Below are 19,925 nucleotides of genomic sequence, written 5' to 3' on the forward strand. Positions count from 1 at the left end.
TGCCAGGGCGACGAGCGTAGCAAGGAGTTGGTGGGTCGCATGGAGTTTACGCAGGATCTTATTCGCTCGCTGCATTCGTCGGCCGTGTTCGAGGGCATTCCCGTGAAGGACCTGCGCGATTTGCTGCGCGAAATCGATGCGCGCGTTATGGAGCTGTCAGAAGGCCAACTGCTGCGACGTGCTGGCGACCGTATGGATTTCTATCCCGTGGTTGTTTCGGGCATCGTGCAAGCAAGCATGCCGCAAGGTGGGCAAGACCGCCCGGTGGCGCAATTCGGCTCGGGCGAGTCGTTCGCCGAGGCCGTGCCGGCGACGCTTAAGCATGCGCCGGTGAATATTCGCGCGCTTGAGCCCACGAGCATACTGTGCATCCCCGCAAAGCAACTCGAATCGTGCACGAGCCCGCATGCGTTTCTGCTGCGCGAAAACCTGTCGACCGAAATGTCGAAGAAGATAGGCGTGCTTACGCAAACGCTCTCCGTGGTTGGCGAGCCGCGTCTTTCCGACCGCATCATGGCGCATTTGCGCACGCTACCCCAGGACGCGGACGGTCGCGTAGAGGTTCCCATGAATCGCCAGGAATGGGCCACGTATCTGCGTGCCGCCGACAAATCGCTCATTCGCGAACTAAGCACCCTGCAAAAAGAAGGCGTGCTAGAAGTGGATGGCCGCTTCATCCGCATGCTGTAGGTAGTAGCCCCTCGGCTAGGGGGAACGCCAAGCGCGATCTGTATCACCAAACATCCGTTCAGAACACAAGAACAAATGTTTGGGAATCTTTACGAGTTGACGTGTTCGCCGACCGACGTACCCCTCTGACCTGGGGTAACATATGTTACCCTTGGAGAAGATTTTGTCGAAAAAGGAACCCATTTCGAACTTTTTTCTTGTAATTTCGGTAACCCCAGGCTTACAATAGCAGCCGTCAAGCCAGTTACCCGCGTGTTACTTGCCGGCTGGAGCGCCCTTTCAACCAGGGCGAACGCCGAGCTCGCGCGGGCAAGCGCACAACCCCTGCAACAACCCAATCCCACACGCAACGCGGGCGCGCGTCTGTCTTGTCGTACCCAGATTCCACATGGCGGGGCCCGTATCGGCCCGCCTCGGGATGCCTTGGGAGCCGAGGATGCGGCATCGGCGCTCAAGGTTGCACCACCAAATATAAACAAGCCGCAAAGAAAGGGTGATTCGCTATGAACACCGAAATGATTTACACGCGTCGAGGTTTCGTCAAGATGGCGGCCGGCACCGTTGCCGCCGCCGCGCTGGTTGCCGCCGGTGCTGAGTCGATTGACTTCAGCAAGGCGTTTGCGGTAACGTCGCTGGACGGACTGGATAAGTCGAAGACTTACACGATCACCGCAAACCTTTACGTGCCGGCTGAATTGAACGCGGTTATCCATATGGATGCGTATCTGACCAATTTGACCACTCCTACGTTGTTTGGCGCTCGTCCGACTACTCCCGTGGCGGACAATGCGGTGCTGTCTTTCGATGCTGACAAGAAGCCGGTCATCACGATTAATCAGCTCAACAATACCTTTGGCCTGTACTATATCGACCCCGCTTCAAGCAACGGTGGTGCGACGGTGACGCAGCAGGGCGAATACCTTTGGAACAAGGGCGGGCATGTAAATCGCATTCAGCCGATTGGGTTCACCATCAACGATGTCTCGCTCGAGAATTACGAGTTTGGCGCAAAAGAATATGCTGACTTCTCTTTGGCGCGTGGAGACAAGGAATGGAAGGTCACGCTGATTATCGATTGGGACTCCATCAAATAATTAGCGACGTTTAGCAGACTGGGCAACACTTCTGTATTGGAAGCGTTGCCCTTGTTTGCGATTAAGAGAAAGGAGGATAGAGTGAGTTTTGCGAACAAAAAGCAGCGCCTGTTGGATGGGTTTATGCGGATTGCGTTATCCGTTTTGCTCGTGGTTTCGTTCTGGCCCGCTTCGGGGGCGCTTGCTTTTGCTCAGTCGTCTGAGGATGACTCCGTCGGCGCGACTGCATCCCAGGCCCGCGACTACAACTACCTCAACGACCTGTCGAAGCTCCACACGCCCAACGGCGGGTTCGTCTGGATGCTCGGCGTCAACACCGCCGACGCGGACATGCCGTCCCCGCTCGACCTGGCCGCCGGCTCGTACGGCGAGTTCTTCGACTTCGCCGCGCCCGCCGACGCGCAGGCCGCCCGCGACGCGGTGGCCGCGCTCTACGACGGCGTGGACGAGTCCAACGTGTCGGTGGGCACCTTCGAGCTGCCCGGCGGCAAGCAGATGCCCGCCGACGCCGAGCTGACGGCGTGGTGGCTGGGCGGCGAGAACGCCGACCCCAAGGTGGACCCCTCGAAGGTGCGCGCCTTCAGCTGGGACGGCTCGTCGCTGACCGAGCTCGCGGTGACCGTGGGCGAGGAGCCCACCGGCGCGTTCGGCGGCGCGAAGCTGGCGCAGGTGTCGCCGGAGCCGGGGCGGGCCCTGGTGCTGGTGGACACCACCTCGCTGACCGAGAAGTCCCAGGCCCGCGACTACAACTACCTCAACGACCTGTCGAAGCTCCACACGCCCAACGGCGGGTTCGTCTGGATGCTCGGCGTCAACACCGCCGACGCGGACATGCCGTCCCCGCTCGACCTGGCCGCCGGCTCGTACGGCGAGTTCTTCGACTTCGCCGCGCCCGCCGACGCGCAGGCCGCCCGCGACGCGGTGGCCGCGCTCTACGACGGCGTGGACGAGTCCAACGTGTCGGTGGGCACCTTCGAGCTGCCCGGCGGCAAGCAGATGCCCGCCGACGCCGAGCTGACGGCGTGGTGGCTGGGCGGCGAGAACGCCGACCCCAAGGTGGACCCCTCGAAGGTGCGCGCCTTCAGCTGGGACGGCTCGTCGCTGACCGAGCTCGCGGTGACCGTGGGCGAGGAGCCCACCGGCGCGTTCGGCGGCGCGAAGCTGGCGCAGGTGTCGCCGGAGCCGGGGCGGGCCCTGGTGCTGGTGGACACCACCTCGCTGACCGAGAAGTCCCAGGCCAAGGCGGGTGTGTATTCTGTTACCGCAAATCTTTATATTCCTTCATATGCCAATCAGGTTCTTCCTGGCGTGCAGGTATATATGCAGTGCCCGACTATGCCTCCGACCGTGCCCGTTTCCCGCAGCGCAACGCTAACTATCGCTGAGGACGGGACGAAAACCGTTCATATCGAGCTTAGCAATGAGCCGGCAGATGTTTTCACCTTGCAACAGATTAGCGGCGCTCCTGGCGAAACCGAAATAGTGAGCACACCTCGAATCAAGGAAGACCACCTGTTTGGCACGGACATGAAAACGCAATCTCAGGTGTATGGTCGAATTGGCTCGCTGGATGTCAAGCTGCTCAACGATAGCGGTGATTATTCCTTTACCGGCTATCAAGAGTTCCCGACCATTCTGGGCAACTACATGAACATGGAGGTGCGACTGTCCGTTGACTTCTCCAGCGCGGTGCGTAAATACATTGCTCCTTCCGATGGATCTCAGGCTGTTACGAAGACGCTTACGGATGTTGGTACCGGGTTGAAAGCAACGGTTTCCACTTCTGAAAAAGACGTTGCTCAGAAGCTGCAATCTGGTGCGCAGCTTGTTGTTGAAAAGCGTTCTGATGGCGAAACGTATGAGAATGCGCTGTCCGATTTCGAAGCCATGCATACGGGCGAAGTGTCCCTGGAGTACTTCACGTACAAAGTCATTGACAAGACTGGTGCCGAGATTGCGCTTGACGGTAATACGGAAGTATCCGTTGCGTTGCCAACGTCTAATTCGGGAATTTGCGATGTCTATAAAGTAAATGAAGGCAGCTATGACCAGTTGGTGAGTAACACGGCTGCGGATAACGGGTTCTTCTCGTTGGTCGGCATGCCGTCTTCGGGTTCGTTTGCCGTAATCGACAAGACCAAAGCAAACAAGTGGACTTCGAAGACCGTGGCTAATGTCGAACTTGGCATTAGCTGGACCGAGTCGCTTACCGATGCTCAATCCAAATATGACTCCACGGACGGTGGTCCTTATGCCGCTATGGCAACCAGGTTCGTAAAAGTTGGCAGCAGCAAAGTTTCTGATGCCGCAACGCTCGACAACGCTCTTGCTGCAATTAAAAAGCTGACTGGTACCTTTACCGACGCGGCGGTACTCAGCGGTTTCTATTGCTCTCCGATTTCGATTGCTGAGCAGCAAGTTCAGGATGCTTGGGTCCAGGACGAAAGCAAAGACTCTATTTCCGTGCCGCGCGCGAGCAACGATGGCGTTACTGCGGATACGAAGGCGTTTTTGATTAGCGTATCTGGAAAGAACGTGAGTGCGGTTCCTTTGGGAACGGTCGTTTCCGATGATGCGGTTTCGATTGATGTGCTTCCGTCTTCAATGACAAAGTCCGAAGCATATGCCCGTTATGTCGCTTTGCACAACGGCGTGATTGAAAACGATTCGTATGCAGATTATCCGACGTCGTTTATCGTTCTTGCTAATGGTGCAGAAGTGGGACAAGAAAGCAAGACGTTTGCTGACGAATCCGTTGCCGACGTTGCGGTTACCGTTGCGTCCAGTCGAGCGGAAGTTGTTGATAAGTTTGATTCTGCTCGTGCAACGTTTACCGAATATGGGGAAAGCGATGCTGCTGCGAAAGCTATTCGCGATGCATTTGATTCCCAGCTTTCGTGCGACCCCGTGTTTCGCGCATACGCCGTTTCGGTGATTGATGCTGACGGCAATGCATTGCCGGTTGCGTCCGATGATACGCTTTCACTGAACATCTCAAACGCTTTCGAACAGTCTGAACTTTACGTTTGGAATGGTGAAAAGCTTAGCAAATTGGATAGCAATTCAAACGGTTCGGCTTTGACGGCTTCCATTCCTTCGTTTGGCACCTATGTGCTTGTTGACAAGTCCACGATGGGCGAACGCGAATATCATGCAACGATTTCCGATCCCGAAACGGGTGCTACGCTTGATATCGTGACGACGCATTCGGCATTTGGCAAAGCGATTACTCAAGATGGCGTGACGTTAAAGGTGTCGAAAGCAGCCGAGGATAGCGACGAGCATTCGTTTGCCGAATCTCACCTTGATAAGGAATATGAGCAGGTTCCCGATTTTGGTGTATATTCCTTTGGCATCTATGGACCGGATGGCCAGAAAATCAGCTACGAGTCCTGGAAACTCAAGCAATCGCATTTAACGCTGCCTTCCAAGGTCGTAAAGCCAGCCCTGTTCTTTATATCGGACAGCTATGGTGGTGAACTTAGCTGGGTTAACAACAACGTTGTGAATATGCCTATCGCTACTTCCGATGGCAACAGCGTTGCTATTGATATGGGCTCTACCAGTATGGGCCTCTATCGATTCGTTATTGCCGATGAAGACGGCGTTGCGGCAAGAGAATGGATTACTCGGAATTACGAGGACCCGGCAACGGGGCTAAAGGTTTCCATTAAGTCCCGCGAAGCTTCCGTGTCGCCGTTTTTGAAGGATGAAGGGTCGCGCATTGAAGTGACCAAATACTCCGCTGGTGATGCTCAGTACGATGCCTTCTTGGAAATCATGAAGAAGGAGTGCTATAAAACAGTCGACTTCGAGGGCTTTTCGCTTCAGCTGAAGGACTCGCAAGGCAACACGGCTGTTTCAAATGACTCCGAAAATACGGTAATAACGATCAACCATTTGTCTACGCCCTCTACCTGGTGGTGGAATGCTAGCGATTATCCGACTTCGTTTACGGGCGCTAACGATGTGGCTGTTTTCAACGGACCGGATGACATCGAGAGCATGGAATATTTGAGGAGCCCGCAAACAGGTACGTTCTCCATGGTTGCGGATGACGTAAGTTCAGATGGAAAACGCTTGCATGGCGTCATTCAAAATTGCGTGCTGTCCGGCTTTGGCGATTTTTATACCGTGAACGAAAACATGCGCTATCTGAAATGGACGGATATCGATGTTCCTACGGTGAATGATTTGGTCTATACGGGCAAGCAGCAGACAGGTGTGCGCAAGGGCTCTCGCATTGACATTACTTACTATGATGTTATCGATGGCGTGTCGCGAGCTACCGATGCCGGAACGTATACGTGCACGATTTCGCTGCAACATTCGAACTTGAGATGGGCCGGCTGTGAGGGCGATGAGACGACTTCCGACAAGAAGATAACGTGGAAGATTGTGGAGGCTGGCGACGTCAGCACGCTTGAGCAGCCCATTGCCGAGGCGCAGGCGCTGCTTGACGCTACGACGGTTTCCGCTGACGGCAAGGATGTTTTGTCCAACGAGCAGTGGGTTTCCCAAGCTGACCACGATGCGCTTGCTTCTGCCATTGCCGATGCTCAGGCGCTTGCCAGCAGCACGAAGGCGGTTAGCAAAACAGCGGTAGAGGACCAGGCAGCAGCCCTGGCCGCTGCCGTGACGGCGTTCAAAGTCGCGCAAAAAGCAGGCCTGAAAGACGCCGGCACCGCGTACACGGTTACTGCTAACTTGAGCATGCCGGGTGAGTACAACCCGGTGCTTGCAAACGTAACGGTGTATGTGAACAACCCGAACAACCCGTTTACGGACAAGGCGGGCAATAGCCCCGTTCTGGACGGCAACGACCCGGCTGGTGTTGAGGCTTCGGCTCCGACTACGCCGGTTGCGAACAACGCAACTATCGCGGTTGCCCCCGACGGCACCAAGACGCTGACGCTGAAACTTCCCAACCCGGTGTTCACGTTGCAAGAGCTTGGTACGTGCGACCAGCTTCCCAATGTGACAGTTGACCGCGTTTCGCCTGTTGACAAGAGCGTGTGGGATTACGGTAAGTATGACACGCGTGTTGGTAGCATAACGGTGCAACTGCCCGAGGGTGCCGATTCCGGCCAGCAGCAGTTCGTGTTCAAAGGCAGCAAGCTGTACGCGGTGCCCATTAACACCGACATTACTCCTGATGCCAGCAAGGATGCGCTGATTCTGGACATCGATTACTCGTCGGCCAAGGCTGATGCCGTGGTTGATCGTTCGGCGTTGACTTCTGCGGTGGCCGATGCCGAGCAGCTTGCTGCTGGCGTGGCTGTTTCCGCAGACGGCTCCGATGTATCGACCGAGGGCACGTGGGTGACTGAGGAAGCTATGGCGGCGTTCAAGGACTCTATTGCTCAGGCTTCTGCGGTGATCGATGCCAACTTGGTGTCCAATCAAATGGTGGCCGATGCTGCCGATGCCTTGCGGGCTGCGGCTGACGCGTTCCGCGCTTCCATGAAGCCGGGCACCAAGGACGAGCGCGTGAAGGTTGCCAAGCCTTCTGCGGTTGCTGGCCTCGTGTACACGGGCGCCGAGCAGGCGGGCGTTGAGGCTGCGGAGGGCTTCGCGCTTTCCGGTGCCACCGCCACCAATGCCGGCTCCTACACGGCGGTGGCTACACTGAAGACGGGCTTTGTGTGGGACGACGGCTCCACCGACCCGGTGGAGATTCCCTGGTCCATTGCCAAGGCAACTTTGACGGCCGCGTATGTGGGCGAAACGGTATCGGTTGGCATTGCGCCGCAGCTGGGCGTGGAGGTTACGGGCTTCGTGGGCGGCGAGACGGCTGTTTCCGCTGCGGGCTATGAAGCCCCGACGGTTTCCGCACCCGCAACGCTTGAGGCTGGCAAAACCTACGACTTGACGCCCGCTGGCGGCAAGTCGGCCAACTACGACTTCGTGTACGTTGGTGGCAAGCTTACGGTTGAGGCTGCGTCCACGGGCACGCTGAAGCCGGGCACGTACACCATCACGGCAAATTTGAGCATGCCGGGCGAGTACAACCCGGTTATCCCGGGCGCTACGGTGTACGCCAACAACCCGAACAACCCGTTCGCCGACAAGGCGGGCAATGAGCCTGTTTTGGACGGCAACAACCCGGTAGGCGTGGCGAGCACCACGCCTACCACCCCGCTGACGAAGAACGCCACGTTGGTGGTTGCGGCCGATGGCTCCAAGACGCTTGAGCTTGACGTGCTGAACCCCGTGTTCACCACGCAGGAGCTGGGCACGTGTGCCGAGCTGCCGAAGGTTGACGTGACGCGCAAGGCTCCGGCCGACGCATCGGTGTGGAGCTACGGCAAGTACGATACGCGCATCAGCCATGTGTCGGTGCCGCTGACTGACGACATGGTAACGGGCGTGAAGTCCTATACGTTTGCGGGTAGCAAGTTGTATGCAGTGCCGCTGGACATGGACATTGCGCCTACCGGCACGGTGGCGCTGCAGCTGACGGTGAACTACTCCAGCTTGCCGGCTTCGGCGCTGCCCGATGGCGTTGACCCGGTGCCCGATCCGGACCCGGAGCCCACGCCCGATCCTACGCCCACGCCGGACCCGACGCCGACGCCTTCGCCGAGCCCCAGCCCCACGCCGGGCGGCTCCACCACGGTGGGCACCACGACGAGCGGTCACTTCGCTGCTGGTACGTACACGGTTTCGGCCAACCTGTGGTTCGACAAGGCCACCACGGGCCTGCCGCTGAACCCGCACCTGACCAACGGCGGCTTCCCGCCCTCGACGCCGGTGAGCAACAACGCCACCATGACGGTGGACGCTTCCGGCCATGCGTGGGTGAGCGTCCCGGTTGTTATCCAGGACAAGGTGATGACCGTCAACAACGTGTGGGGCAGCGGTGTGAGCTACGACGGTTCCACGGTGACCATTGACCTGGGCACGCCCACGGCCGATCAGACGCAGTTCGCGGGCACGTGCACTTCCAGCGTGACCATAGGCTGGCTGGCTCAGACCATCGCCGCCGGCATCTTCAACGGCGTGTGGGACCACACGTGGTCCACGAATTGGGAAGTTGACCTGGTGGCAGGCTCGCTGCCCGCAAGCGGCGGCGGCGAGCTGCCGGCCGCGGCGCAGGCCATTTTGAATGGCGAGAACGGCGTGGCTGCTTCTGGCGACGCTGCGGCTGCTGCGCTGGCGGCGGCCGAGGACGGTGCGGCTAAGAGCGGCGACGCTGCCAAGAGCGGCAAGGCTGCCGACGGCAAGTCGTCCGGGTCCGCGAAGTCTGGCGTGGCCGGTGCGGTTGAGGACCTGGCCGACGCGGCCGCGTCCAACCCCGCGGTTGCGATTGCGCTGGGTTGCGCGGTCGTGCTAGCGGTTGCCGGCGCGGCTGGTGGCGCGTACGCGTACCGTCGCAAGAAGCGTGCGGCTGCGGCTGCCGACGGCGCGGCAAGTGATGTCGTAAGCAAGTAACGGCTGCTGCTGAGCAGATGTCGGCAAGCCCGCCGCCGTCGGCGGCGGGCGAGCAGGTGGGACGGCGCACGGGGTGCGCTGTCCCACTGCCTGATGCGCCCTGCAGGTTCGAAAGAGCCTGCAGGGCGTTTTTGTGTTCGGGGGACGGCCGGAGTGAGTTGGCGGCTCCGTAACGTTTTGACTCGCTAGCTTTTGTGGGGCCCGCAGCCAAGTGCTGCGGGCTCTTCGCGTTTTTCGCCTTTCGTGTAAATCAAGACTAGAACATATGTTTGTTTCTGATATGATTAAAACAAACACATGTTCTATATGAAAAGATGGTTGGCAATGTGAGATTTAGCGGATTTTGGTTTGAAAAGGGGCGAGGATGGACAAACAAATTAATGGGCACATCACAGCACTTGGAGTGCAAATTTGCGTTGTGGGCGATGGGACACAAGATGATTTTATTTCGATAACGGACATCGCAAGGTACAAAAGCGATGAGCCGAAGATGGTCATACAAAACTGGATGCGCAATCGTAACACCATTGAGTTTTTGGGTGTTTGGGAGGAAATTCATAACCCGCGTTTTAAAGGCATCGAATTCGATGCCTTTAAAAAGGAGGCCGGACTCAATTCGTTTATTCTGACGCCGACGAAATGGATTTCTGCTACACAGGCTATAGGCATCAGGTCAAAGCGTGGCCGCTATGGCGGAACGTATGCTCATATGGATATCGCTTTCGAGTTCGCATCGTGGATATCACCGGAATTCAAGTTGTACGTTATCGAAGATTATCGACGGTTGAAGGCTGACGAAAGTAGCAGGTTGTCACTTGGTTGGAATGAGAAGCGGCTGTTTTCAAAAATCAATTACCAAATTCATACGGAAGCAGTAAAGAGCAATTTGATTCCGGATATTGCTGGGAAAGGCGCGCACTTTACGTATGCAACGGAGGCCGATGTGCTTAATGTTGCATTGTTCGGGAAAACGGCGAAGCAGTGGCGCGACGAAAATCTTGGCAAACTAGGGAACATACGCGATGCGGCAACGCTGCGTCAGCTTGTGGTGTTGGCAAACTTGGAAAGTATGAACGCGCAGCTTATAAAGGCGGGGGCAAGTAGGGAAGAGCGCGCAGAATATTTAAATGCCATGGCCAGGGAGCAGTTTGCGGCGCTCGAGGGAAATCCAACGCTGAAAGCTCTTGAGCGAAAGCTACAAATCGATGATGCAGATAGCAAAAAACAGTGATTGAGCACTGGCGAAGATATTAAATACGCATGGGAGCATTACGGGATTGGCGCAGTGCGTGTACCGGGCGAGTGAGAAGTGAGAATCGGTCTTGGTTTGGACGGCAGTGAAATAGAGATTGTGGGCGCGTTGCTGGAGAACGGCGAGTGGCTTGCGTACCATGCTATGACACCTCTAACTAAGGAAATGATGCACGAGATAGCGTGCGCGCAAAGGAGGTTGTAGCTATGGCTGATTGCAAACTTGCGAATGGGCAAACACTCTCTGCGGAAGATATTGAGCACGAGTGTGCGGAATACGAGTCGGGCACGTGGGATGGTCGGCTTGACTGCATACCTGTTGGTCCTGCAGCAATTGCCGACGAGCCGCTGGTAACGGTTACGGTAAAGTTTCCGGCATCAATGATAGCCGCAGTAGATGAAAGAAGCTCCGATCGTTTCGACTACATCCGCCGGGCAGTTGCGGCAGCCATTTTTGCCGATGCCTGTGAAATGGCTGCAGAATGGTTGCAGGGTGAGTGTGAATATCGGGCAATCCACGATGAGCCTTTTCCGAAGCAGACGTTTGGCAACCAGCCGAAAAATGGCGGTAAGGTTGTTATTGTCGCGGTCAATGCCGACAAAGGCACTGTTCGCAAAGTTAACGCATCGCGCGCGGCTGAAATGCTCGGCGTTACCAAGGGTCGTGTTTCGCAGATGGTCAAGGCGAATCAGCTGGAAGCTTTTAGGGATGGGGGCACTGTTTGGGTGACGCTCGATAGCATAGAGGCCCGCCTTGTCGAAAAGCCTAAGGCCGGGCGTCCTGCAAAAGCTCAGGCAACGGCATAAGCGCAAGAAGGGTTGCGGCGATGGAAATAAAGAAGATTATAGAGCCATAAAGATGAGGCAAGGTATGCCTAATGCAATGTTTTCTTCTGTGATCACCGGTCCGTGAATTTCCCTTTGCAAACTTTTCGTGAAGTTGTCTATAGGTAACATAGGTCACTGACAAATTCGCCTCGTTTAACTAAACTTGTTAGCCGTATATAAAAGCGGCTTTGACAGGGCATTATGATTAGCGGTGATTAATCCGGGCGCATACATTGGCTGGCTTTCCACGTGTTGCTTCCGTCAAAGCCTTTCCGTGTGAAAGGCGGACATATATGGCTAACTTCTTGATGACGCGGCGCAGCTTCACCGCGCTTGCGGGCGTGGCGGCGCTTTCGGCGTTGGGGCTGGGCGGATGCTCGTCGGGCGAAGGCGCGAAGGGCGGCGTAGCAGCGGGCGGCAGCGATGTAAACGATGGCGTTACGTTCTCCACGTACACCGAAGCGCGCGAGCTTATGGGCAGCGCCGATGCGTGTGATGTGCGCGTCGGCCTTATCATGGGCCCGCCGTCTATGGGCCTGTCGCAGTTCATCGTGGCTGCTCAGACGGGCAAAACGTTCAACAACTTCACGTTCGAGCCTAACGGCGTGGACTATGTGGGCCTGTCTGCTCTGTTCAACAAGGGCGACTACGACATTTGCACGTTGCCTAGCAATATCGGCCCTATCCTGTACAACAACACCGAGCTGAAAAACCAGTACGAGGTTATCAGCGTGAATAATCTGGGCGTGCTGTATGTTATGACCAACGACGAATCGGTGTCCACGCTCGACGACCTGCGCGGCCGCACCGTATACAGCTACGGCGAGGGTGGCACGCCAGAGTACACCATTGAGGCGCTGTTGGCGAAAAATGGTCTCGAGGGCACGTTCAACCTGGAGTTCAAATCGAGCCCGCTTGAGGTGCTGAACATGATGCAGCAGCAAGATGGGTGCGTGGCCATTTTGCCGCAGCCGTTCGTGTCGCTGGCAAAAATCCTGGTCAACCCGCTGTATATTCCCATCGACCTGACGGTTGAGTGGGACCGCGCCTTCGCCGACACAGGCAGCCAGGCCGTCACCACCACAACCATCGTGAACAAGCAATTCCTGGAGGAGCACGAGCAGGCCGTCGTCGAGTACCTGAACATGGCGGGTCAGTCGGTGGCGTGGACGCTTGAGAACATGGGCGACGCCGCCGCGCTGCAAGAGGAGCTGGGCACGTTCTTGAACAACTCCGTGGCGCTTGACGCCATGCCCTACATTTCCATGGTGAACCTGACGGGCGAGGATATGCGCACGGCGCTGTCGGGATTTTTGCACGAGTTGTATCTGGCGAATCCCGATTCTATCGGCGGCAAGATGCCCGGTGAGGACTTTTATTACCTGCCGCCTGAAGGTCAGCTGGACGAGCGCTTCCTGCAGGCGGGCTTGGAGCAGGCCACGCAGCATGAAAGCAGCGCCGGCACCGGCAACGGCGGCGTGACCGCTAGCGCGGCCGACGCGCAGGCCGCCGTTGAAGCGCTTGGCGGCAAGTAGCGGAAAAGGGAACCATGTTCGAAAAGTTGAAAGGCCTGGTGGGCGGCATGGGCGCGCGTGGTGCCGTCGCCACCGATGCGCCCGATGAGCTGCCTCGTATGCAGTTCGCCGCCATTGCCGCGAAGGTGGGCATGCCTGAAGAAAAAGTTGCCATGATGGCGCAAATGGTGCGGCAAAACGGCATGGCCGACGCGCAGATGGGCTTCACGATGCAGACGGCAACCGCTAAAGGCGTCACCTGCGAGGAGATCATGAGCATGCTCACCAGCATGGGCGTGGCGAAAAGCCAGGTGGTGCGCGTGATGTCGGCGCAAGGGCTCATGGCCGAGGACGAGGCGCAGCGTATTTTGGACGCCGAACGCGCTGCGGCCGAGCGCCGCGCCGCCGCCAGCAAGACCAGCGTGCGCAAGCAGTTCGCCCGCAAGGCGATCATCATTGCGTTTTGGCTGGTGGTGTGGGAACTGCTGGACCACGTGGTCGACAACCGCCTTGTGCTTGCCGGGCCTATCCGCACCTTGCAGGCGCTGGCCGACCAGGTGGTTATGCCGAACTTCTGGATGATCGTCGGCGCAAGCTTCGGCCGCATCGCGCTGGGCTTTTTGCTGTCGTTCGTCGTGGGATTCCTATTGGCGTTGGTGGCGTGCCGTGTGCGCCTGTTTCGCGACTTCGTTGACCCCATCATCAGCCTGCTGCGCACCATCCCCGTGGCGTCGTTCATCATCTTGCTGCTCATCTGGGTAGGCAACCAGGCGCTCACCGTGTTCCTGGCGTTCTTCATCGTGCTGCCGCTCATCTACACGAACATGGTCACCGGCTTCGAAAGCGTGGACAAGCAGATGCTGGAGATGGCGCGCGTATACGGGCTGTCGAAGTGGCGCACGTTTCTGTACGTGTATCGCCCGGCGTTCATGCCGTTTCTACTGTCCAGCACCAAGATTTCGCTGGGCATGACGTGGAAAAGCGGCATCATGGCCGAGGTTCTGGCCACGCCGAAACCCTCTATCGGCAAAGAGATGGCCACGGCGCGCACATTTTTGGACACGCCCGATTTGCTGGCGTGGACCGTGGTGGTGATGGTGGCGTCGGTGCTGTTCGAGAAGGCGTTCATGGCGCTGCTGAAGCGCGCGAACCGTCCGCTTGGCGGATTCATCGGGAAGCGAGGCAAGTGACGTGGGGCTATTCGGGAAGAAGAGGGCGGCGGGCTCTGGCGTGGCCGTGGGTGAAGGCGCGTTCGCGGGTGCGGCGTTATTCGGCGCGGCCGACTCGCTTGCCTCTGGCGGCGCGTTGTCGGACGTGGAGTTTTGCCACGTGTACAAGGCGTATGGTGCCAACGAGGTGTTGCGGCGCGTGACGTTCACGTTGCCGGGCGGCGGCGTGCGCTGCCTGATGGCGCCGTCGGGCAGCGGCAAGACCACGCTGTTCCGGGTGCTGTTGGGCCTCGAACACGCCGACTCCGGAGAGATTCGCGGCATTTCCCCTGGTCGCATCAGCATGATGTTCCAAGAAGACCGCTTGTGCGAAACCTTGACGCCGGTGGAGAACGTGGCGCTGGTGCTGCCAGCCGAGACGCGGCGGGCCGACGTCGCCGCGCTGCTGGCAGAGATCTTGCCGACGGATTGCCTGGGGCAGCCAGCCATGGAGCTTTCCGGCGGCATGCGCAGGCGCGTTTCGCTGGCGCGCGCGGTGGCGTTCCCAAGCGACCTTATCGTGCTTGACGAGCCGTTTACCGGTCTGGATCAAGCAACGAAGGAGAACGTCATCGCCTTCGTGCTGCGCCATCGCGCCGGTCGTACGCTGTTGGTGACAACACACGGCGAAGACGACGCGCGCCTGTTGGGTGCCGATCGCATCAACCTGGCCGATGTGCAAGACGGTGGTGCGGACGCTGCGGTGGGGTTTGCGTGGCTGCAGGCGGCGGTGTGACGAAAGCTAGGTAAGTCGTCCGCGGCGGGCGAGCCGACGGCGCGCCGGCATCGCGGGGTACTTGCGGGCGCATACCTGATGGGGCGGCAGTTTCGTGAGGCCGATCATGTTCCGAGCCGCCCAGAAACGTTATCGATCCTCTGAAAGGATTTGCATATGGACACAACCAAGACCATGCGCCAGCTGTGCGCGGACGAGCCGAAACTCGAAGCTTTCCTGCAGTCGAAGGGGTTCCCCTTCTCGCTGGACAACCCCATCGTCGACTTGGTCACGTTCGAGGACGTGTGCCAGGTGCGCAGCCTTGATTGCGACGAGTTTTTGGGCGAGTTCGAGGCATACAAGGCCGGCGCGTAGGTTTTGCGCGCGAGATAGACGAGAGCAGCTTGAAGGAGCAGAGCGTGTATTACATGGGAATCGATATCGGTGCGTCGTCGGTGAAAGTGGCGGCGGTTGACGCAGGTTACACCGTGCTGCGCGTGATTCGGCGTGCGCACAAAGGCTCGCCGTTGCCGTGTTTGCGCGCGATGCTGGCCGAGCTGGCCGATGGGAGCGCCGACCGATCCCTGCCGCTGTCCGCTCAGGCGTGCGGCGGTGTGGTCGCTACGGGCAGCGGCGCGGACATGCTGCGTGCGCTGGTTCCGGGTTTGCGTGTGCTTGAAGAGGTTCCGGCCCTGGTCAAAGGCGTGCGTGCGCTGAATCCGCAGGCGGCGTGCATCATCGGCATGGGTGCACAGTCGGGCGTGTTCGTTACTGGCATCGCCGATGGTGTGGCTCCGGAATTCGCCATGAACGAAAGCTGCGCGGCCGGCACCGGCAGCTTCTTTGAAGATCAGATGCAGCGCCTGGGCCTGCCGCTCGAGCGCTATTCCGACTTGGTCGCCGGTGCGCGCAGCGTGCCGCGGCTGTCGGGGCGCTGCAGCGTGTTCGCCAAAACTGACATCATTCACCGTCAGCAGGAAGGCGTGCCGGTTGAGGATATCCTGCAGGGTTTGTGCCACGCCACGGTCAAGGCGTTCAAGGCCACTATCGTGCGAAACCTGCCGGTTGAAAAGCCGATGGCGCTGGCTGGCGGCGTGCTGGAGAACGCTGGCGTGGTTCGTGCGGTGCGCGAGGTGTTTGACCTGGCGGAAGACGAATTGCTCGCGGACGAGAAGCTTGTGTGCGCGCAAGCGGTGGGCGCGGCGCTGGCAGCGGCGGAAGGCACGGGCAGGCGCGATGACGAACGCATTGCTGCGGGCGATGGCGCGGGTTTGCATGTTGCGGGCGCGGGCGCGGCAAGTAGCGCGTCCGCGGGGCTTGCGCCGCTTGATGCCTTGCGCTCTGCGCTTGAAGGAACGCAGGCTGCGCAGGCCGACGATCTGCCGCGACTGCCTCAGCTGCCGCGGGTCGATTGCGCGCCGAATCGCGGTTTCGCCTTGGCCCCAAGCCCGTGGAACCCGCAGGGTTCGCCCGCCCGCGAAGGCGGCGCGATGCCGCGCTCGGCGGTGGTGGATGCGCTGGAACAAGGTGCTCCCGTGCCAGTGGCGCTGGGCGTGGACGTGGGATCTACCAGCACAAACCTTGTGCTTGTCAGCACTGACGGCGTGCTGCTGGACGCGCAGTACCTGCGCACGCGCGGCAACCCCAAGCAGGCTGTGCGCGACGGGCTTGCCTCGTTGGCGCAGCGCGTGGGCGATCGCGCCTGTGTAGTGGCCGCGGGTGTGACGGGCAGCGGGCGCACCATGATCGGCAAGCTCATCGGAGCCGATGCCGTACGCGACGAGATCACCGCACAAGCGCGCGCTGCCGCTGCGGCTGACTCGCAAGTGGACACCGTGTTCGAAATCGGCGGGCAGGATTCTAAGTACATCAGCCTGGTTGCTGGCCAGGTGGCCGATTTCCAAATGAACAAGGTGTGCGCGGCGGGCACGGGCAGTTTCGTGGAAGAGCAAGCGGCGCGCCTGGGCATTGCGCTTCCCGATTACGGCTCGCTGGCGCTTTCGGCGGAACATCCCGTTGAACTGGGCGAACGTTGCACGGTGTTTATGGAAACCGCTATTAATGCCGCTTTGGCGAAAGGCGCGACCAAGTCCGAGGTTGCTGCCGGCCTGTGCCTGTCGGTGGTGCGCAACTACCTGCACAAAGTAGTGAACGCCAAACCAGTGGGGCAGCGCATTGTGCTGCAGGGCGGCGTTGCCTACAACCCCGCCATCGTGGCGGCCTTCCGCGCGTATGCGGGCGAGAGCCTTACGGTCAGCCCGTGGTTCGCCGTTTCGGGTGCCGTGGGTGCAGCGCTGCTGGCTGCGGAGTCCCAGGGCGTGCTAGAACCGGTGCAAAACGGTGAAAGTGCTGGTGTGGCGCATGGTGCAGCCACAGTGTCGAGCTCGTGCGTTTGCCGACGGGAAAATGTGCTCTCTAACTTCAAGGGCTGGGACCTTTTGGGCGTCTCGCACGAAACCCGCCGCATCGACCCGGCTGAAATCGCCGCAAACCGCGCGTTCTTCCATAAAGTCGACGAGATGTTCCTCGAAGGCTACGACCCCACGCGCGACCCGGCGAAGAAAACGGTGGGTATCCCACGCTGCTTGATGTTGCACAAGCTATTTCCCATGGCTAACGCTTTCTTCAAGCAGCTCGGCTTCAACGTGGTGCTGACCGACGCATCCGATGAGGAGACGGTGCGCCTTGCGCAGGCAAGCGCACAAGGCGAGACATGCTACCCCGTGAAGCTGGTGCACGGTCACATGGCGCAGCTGCTTGATATGGACGTCGATTACGTGTTCATGCCCAGCGTGCACACCATTCGCCATCTGAAGTCGACGGTGCCGCACAACTACGCGTGCACGTATATGCAGTCCATCCCGGCCATCGTGGCGTCCGAACTGGACTACGAAGGCCACGGCATCACGCTGTTGAATCCCCTGATGAACCTTGATTTCGGACAGGGTGCCATGGCGGAGGTCATGCTGCAGGTCGGAGCGCAACTTGGCCGCACGCCGCAGGAAACGGCGCGCGCCATGCTGGCCGGCGGGTTCGCCGTCACGGAGTTCACGCGCAAAACCGAGGAGCTGGGCGATCAGCTGCTGGCCGGTCTGAAACCAGGAGAGCGCGTTATCGTGCTGGTCACGCGCAACTACGGCATCGTGGACCCGGCGCTGAACATGGGTATACCCGACATGCTGCTCGATCGAGGCTGGAAAGTTATCACCGTAAGTCACCTGCATGCGCATGACCTGGGCATATCCGCGGATTATCCTGGCGTGGTGTGGCCGTTCGGCCAGCATATCCTTTCAGGCGCGAAGCTCGTTCGCCGCGACCCGCGCCTGTTCGCCGTGTACCTGACCAACCACGGTTGCGGCCCCGACGCCATGATCAGCCATCTGTTCGCCGAGGAAATGGGGAGCAAGCCGTACCTGCACATCGAGATGGACGAGCATTACTCGAAGGTGGGCGTGGAAACGCGCGTGGAGGCGTTTTTGAACGCTATCGAGCATTACGAGGCGGCGGATTTGCGCGGCGCGCCTACGTCGCGGCACGTGGTGAACTCGGCGTGCGAGCCGCTGCGCGAAGGCGAGTTAGCGGGCTTGCCATCGTTCGGGCCGTATGGTCCCCTTGCGGCGCAGTGGTTGCGTGACCAGGGCATTCCCGTGCGCGAGCTGGTGCCCACGCCGACAACGCTGGAGCTGGGGCGTAAAGAGTGCACCAGCAAGGAATACTACTCGTTCGCCAGCTTGCTGGGCGTGAGCTTGGCAGCTGTGGGCGAAGGTGGCGATGGGGAGGCTGCTGCCGATGGTTGTACGGCCGTGCGCTCTGAGGGCCCGGCGCAAGCATACGGCGAAGGTGCTGGTGCTGTTGACGGGCCGCATGCCGAACGTGATGTCGCTGCGGCTGCAGTCGCGAGTGCGGAAGGTGGTTGGCGCGTCGGCCAGTTGTTGCTGCCGTCGTCGCAGGGCGGCGAAGCCGATGGGCAGTTCGACCGCGTTATCCGTAGCGTACTGGATGCGAAGGGGCATGGCGACGTGCGTGTTGTGGCACCCGATGTGGAGCTGCTGCCGTGCAATGTGGCTGATCTCGAGGGCTTGTTCGTGCATGTGCTTGCCGGTGATGTGGTGTGGGCGGCCGCGCCTGCTGCGCGTCCCGCGCTGCAGGAAGCGTTCGCAAAACCGCATCTGACCTTGGAAGACGTGTTGACGGCGGCGAGCGCTGCCCGGGAAAGCTGGCAGGATGTGCCTGTAGCGCCTCGCAAAACCCTTGCGCTTGTGGGCGAGTGGCCGCTGGTTGTCGGCGACGAGCTCACGGGCGGTCTGTTCGCCCGCTTGGAGGGCGAAGGCTACCGTGCGATGCGCGCCCCGTTCGCCGAATACTTGCTGTTCGTCTGGGAAGACGGCTGCGACGAGGCAAGGCACGGCAAAGTGGTGGGCGGCCTCATGCCCATGTTGGGAGAAACCGGCGCACCGAGGGTGGTGGGCCTGCCGGACGTGCCGGCGTCTCAGCCTGAATCCGACCGTGATCAGACGCTCACGCTTTCGGACGTGCAGGCGCTTGCTGTCGGTTGCGAAGCAGCATGCGCTCACGCGCTTGGCGGCTGTGACGGTTCGCATGAGCACGCGGCGGCGCAGCCGCAGCTGGCAACGGAGCCGCTGGAAGTGAGCGCGGCGGTTGAGGCTGACCCGCTGTTCGGCGCGGAACAGCGCACGCTGCCACAAGACCAGTGGCACGCGGTGCTTGAGCGGCTTGGCGGCATGATGCAGCAAGTGGCTGACGCGTTGGGTGATATGTCCGCCTATGCGTCGGACCATTCGCAGCTTCGCCAGATTGCAACCGATGCGCTGGGTCAGTTTGCAGGCGCGAACGCGCGGTATCGGTACGCGAAGGCAGTGCAGGCGGGCCAGAGGGCCGACGGCGTTGTGGCGGTGGCGTCTATGTACGAGAACGCCGACATCATGCTGCGCTTGAAGAGCGTGCCTTGCCAGGCACCGCTTTTTCACTTGGCGTTCGACGGCGCGCTTGACCAAAGCGTCGAAGAGCGCCTGCGATCGTTTTTGTACTACGTGTAGCGCCGCCTGCCAATAGGCGGCGCTACACGGCGCCGAGTTGCCATTTTCGCTACATGATGGCATTGACAAGCAAGATTCGCTTATATTCGCAATCGAGGCAACGCAACTCTTAAGGCCACGAACGAACGGAGGCT

The 19,925-nt window shown here is 59.6% G+C and carries 10 protein-coding genes; all 10 read left to right on the forward strand.

The window, feature by feature from the left end:
* The first annotated feature begins 39 nt into the window (after positions 1–39).
* On the forward strand, positions 40–690 hold the full coding sequence (locus tag RDW26_RS03305) for a Crp/Fnr family transcriptional regulator (RefSeq protein ID WP_307982509.1): 651 nt from the start codon (positions 40–42) through the stop codon (positions 688–690).
* A gap of 503 nt (positions 691–1,193) precedes the next feature.
* On the forward strand, positions 1,194–1,784 hold the full coding sequence (locus tag RDW26_RS03310; RefSeq protein ID WP_307982510.1) for a twin-arginine translocation signal domain-containing protein: 591 nt from the start codon (positions 1,194–1,196) through the stop codon (positions 1,782–1,784).
* Between the two features lie 81 nt (positions 1,785–1,865).
* A complete protein-coding gene (locus RDW26_RS03315) occupies positions 1,866–9,218 on the forward strand; it encodes an MBG domain-containing protein (protein WP_307982511.1) in 7,353 nt (2,450 codons plus the stop codon).
* A 364-nt stretch (positions 9,219–9,582) separates the two neighbouring features.
* Positions 9,583–10,449 (forward strand): KilA-N domain-containing protein, encoded by an 867-nt coding sequence (locus RDW26_RS03320; RefSeq protein WP_288579170.1) that lies wholly within the window; start codon positions 9,583–9,585, stop codon positions 10,447–10,449.
* 227 nt (positions 10,450–10,676) lie between these two features.
* Positions 10,677–11,276 carry a hypothetical protein gene (locus RDW26_RS03325; RefSeq protein ID WP_307982512.1) on the forward strand — a complete coding sequence of 200 codons (600 nt, stop codon included), beginning with the start codon at positions 10,677–10,679 and terminating at the stop codon, positions 11,274–11,276.
* Positions 11,277–11,590: 314 nt separating this feature from the next.
* Complete coding sequence (locus RDW26_RS03330; protein WP_307982513.1) at positions 11,591–12,832, forward strand: hypothetical protein; 1,242 nt, start codon at positions 11,591–11,593, stop codon at positions 12,830–12,832.
* Positions 12,833–12,846: 14 nt separating this feature from the next.
* Positions 12,847–14,001, forward strand: coding sequence for an ABC transporter permease (locus RDW26_RS03335; RefSeq protein WP_307982514.1), 1,155 nt, complete (start codon positions 12,847–12,849; stop codon positions 13,999–14,001).
* A gap of 1 nt (position 14,002) precedes the next feature.
* The gene (locus RDW26_RS03340) at positions 14,003–14,755 is read left to right on the forward strand and encodes an ATP-binding cassette domain-containing protein (RefSeq protein ID WP_307982515.1); all 753 of its coding nucleotides are present in this window, start codon (positions 14,003–14,005) and stop codon (positions 14,753–14,755) included.
* A gap of 156 nt (positions 14,756–14,911) precedes the next feature.
* A complete protein-coding gene (locus RDW26_RS03345; protein WP_307982516.1) occupies positions 14,912–15,109 on the forward strand; it encodes a hypothetical protein in 198 nt (65 codons plus the stop codon).
* Positions 15,110–15,162: 53 nt separating this feature from the next.
* The gene (locus RDW26_RS03350; RefSeq protein ID WP_307982531.1) at positions 15,163–19,791 is read left to right on the forward strand and encodes an acyl-CoA dehydratase activase; all 4,629 of its coding nucleotides are present in this window, start codon (positions 15,163–15,165) and stop codon (positions 19,789–19,791) included.
* The last annotated feature ends 134 nt before the right edge of the window (positions 19,792–19,925 follow it).

It is taken from the genome of uncultured Senegalimassilia sp., from assembly GCF_902464545.1.
Taxonomy (GTDB): Bacteria; Actinomycetota; Coriobacteriia; order Coriobacteriales; family Eggerthellaceae; genus Senegalimassilia.

Bases quoted from the DNA above. Each gene is read 5' to 3' on its own strand.
- RDW26_RS03305 (WP_307982509.1), top strand. From the start codon at position 40: ATGGAGTTTACGCAGGATCTTATTCGCTCGCTGCATTCGTCGGCCGTG.
- RDW26_RS03310 (WP_307982510.1), top strand. From the start codon at position 1,194: ATGAACACCGAAATGATTTACACGCGTCGAGGTTTCGTCAAGATGGCG.
- RDW26_RS03320 (WP_288579170.1), top strand. From the start codon at position 9,583: ATGGACAAACAAATTAATGGGCACATCACAGCACTTGGAGTGCAAATT.
- RDW26_RS03325 (WP_307982512.1), top strand. From the start codon at position 10,677: ATGGCTGATTGCAAACTTGCGAATGGGCAAACACTCTCTGCGGAAGAT.
- RDW26_RS03330 (WP_307982513.1), top strand. From the start codon at position 11,591: ATGGCTAACTTCTTGATGACGCGGCGCAGCTTCACCGCGCTTGCGGGC.
- RDW26_RS03335 (WP_307982514.1), top strand. From the start codon at position 12,847: ATGTTCGAAAAGTTGAAAGGCCTGGTGGGCGGCATGGGCGCGCGTGGT.
- RDW26_RS03345 (WP_307982516.1), top strand. From the start codon at position 14,912: ATGGACACAACCAAGACCATGCGCCAGCTGTGCGCGGACGAGCCGAAA.
- RDW26_RS03350 (WP_307982531.1), top strand. From the start codon at position 15,163: ATGGGAATCGATATCGGTGCGTCGTCGGTGAAAGTGGCGGCGGTTGAC.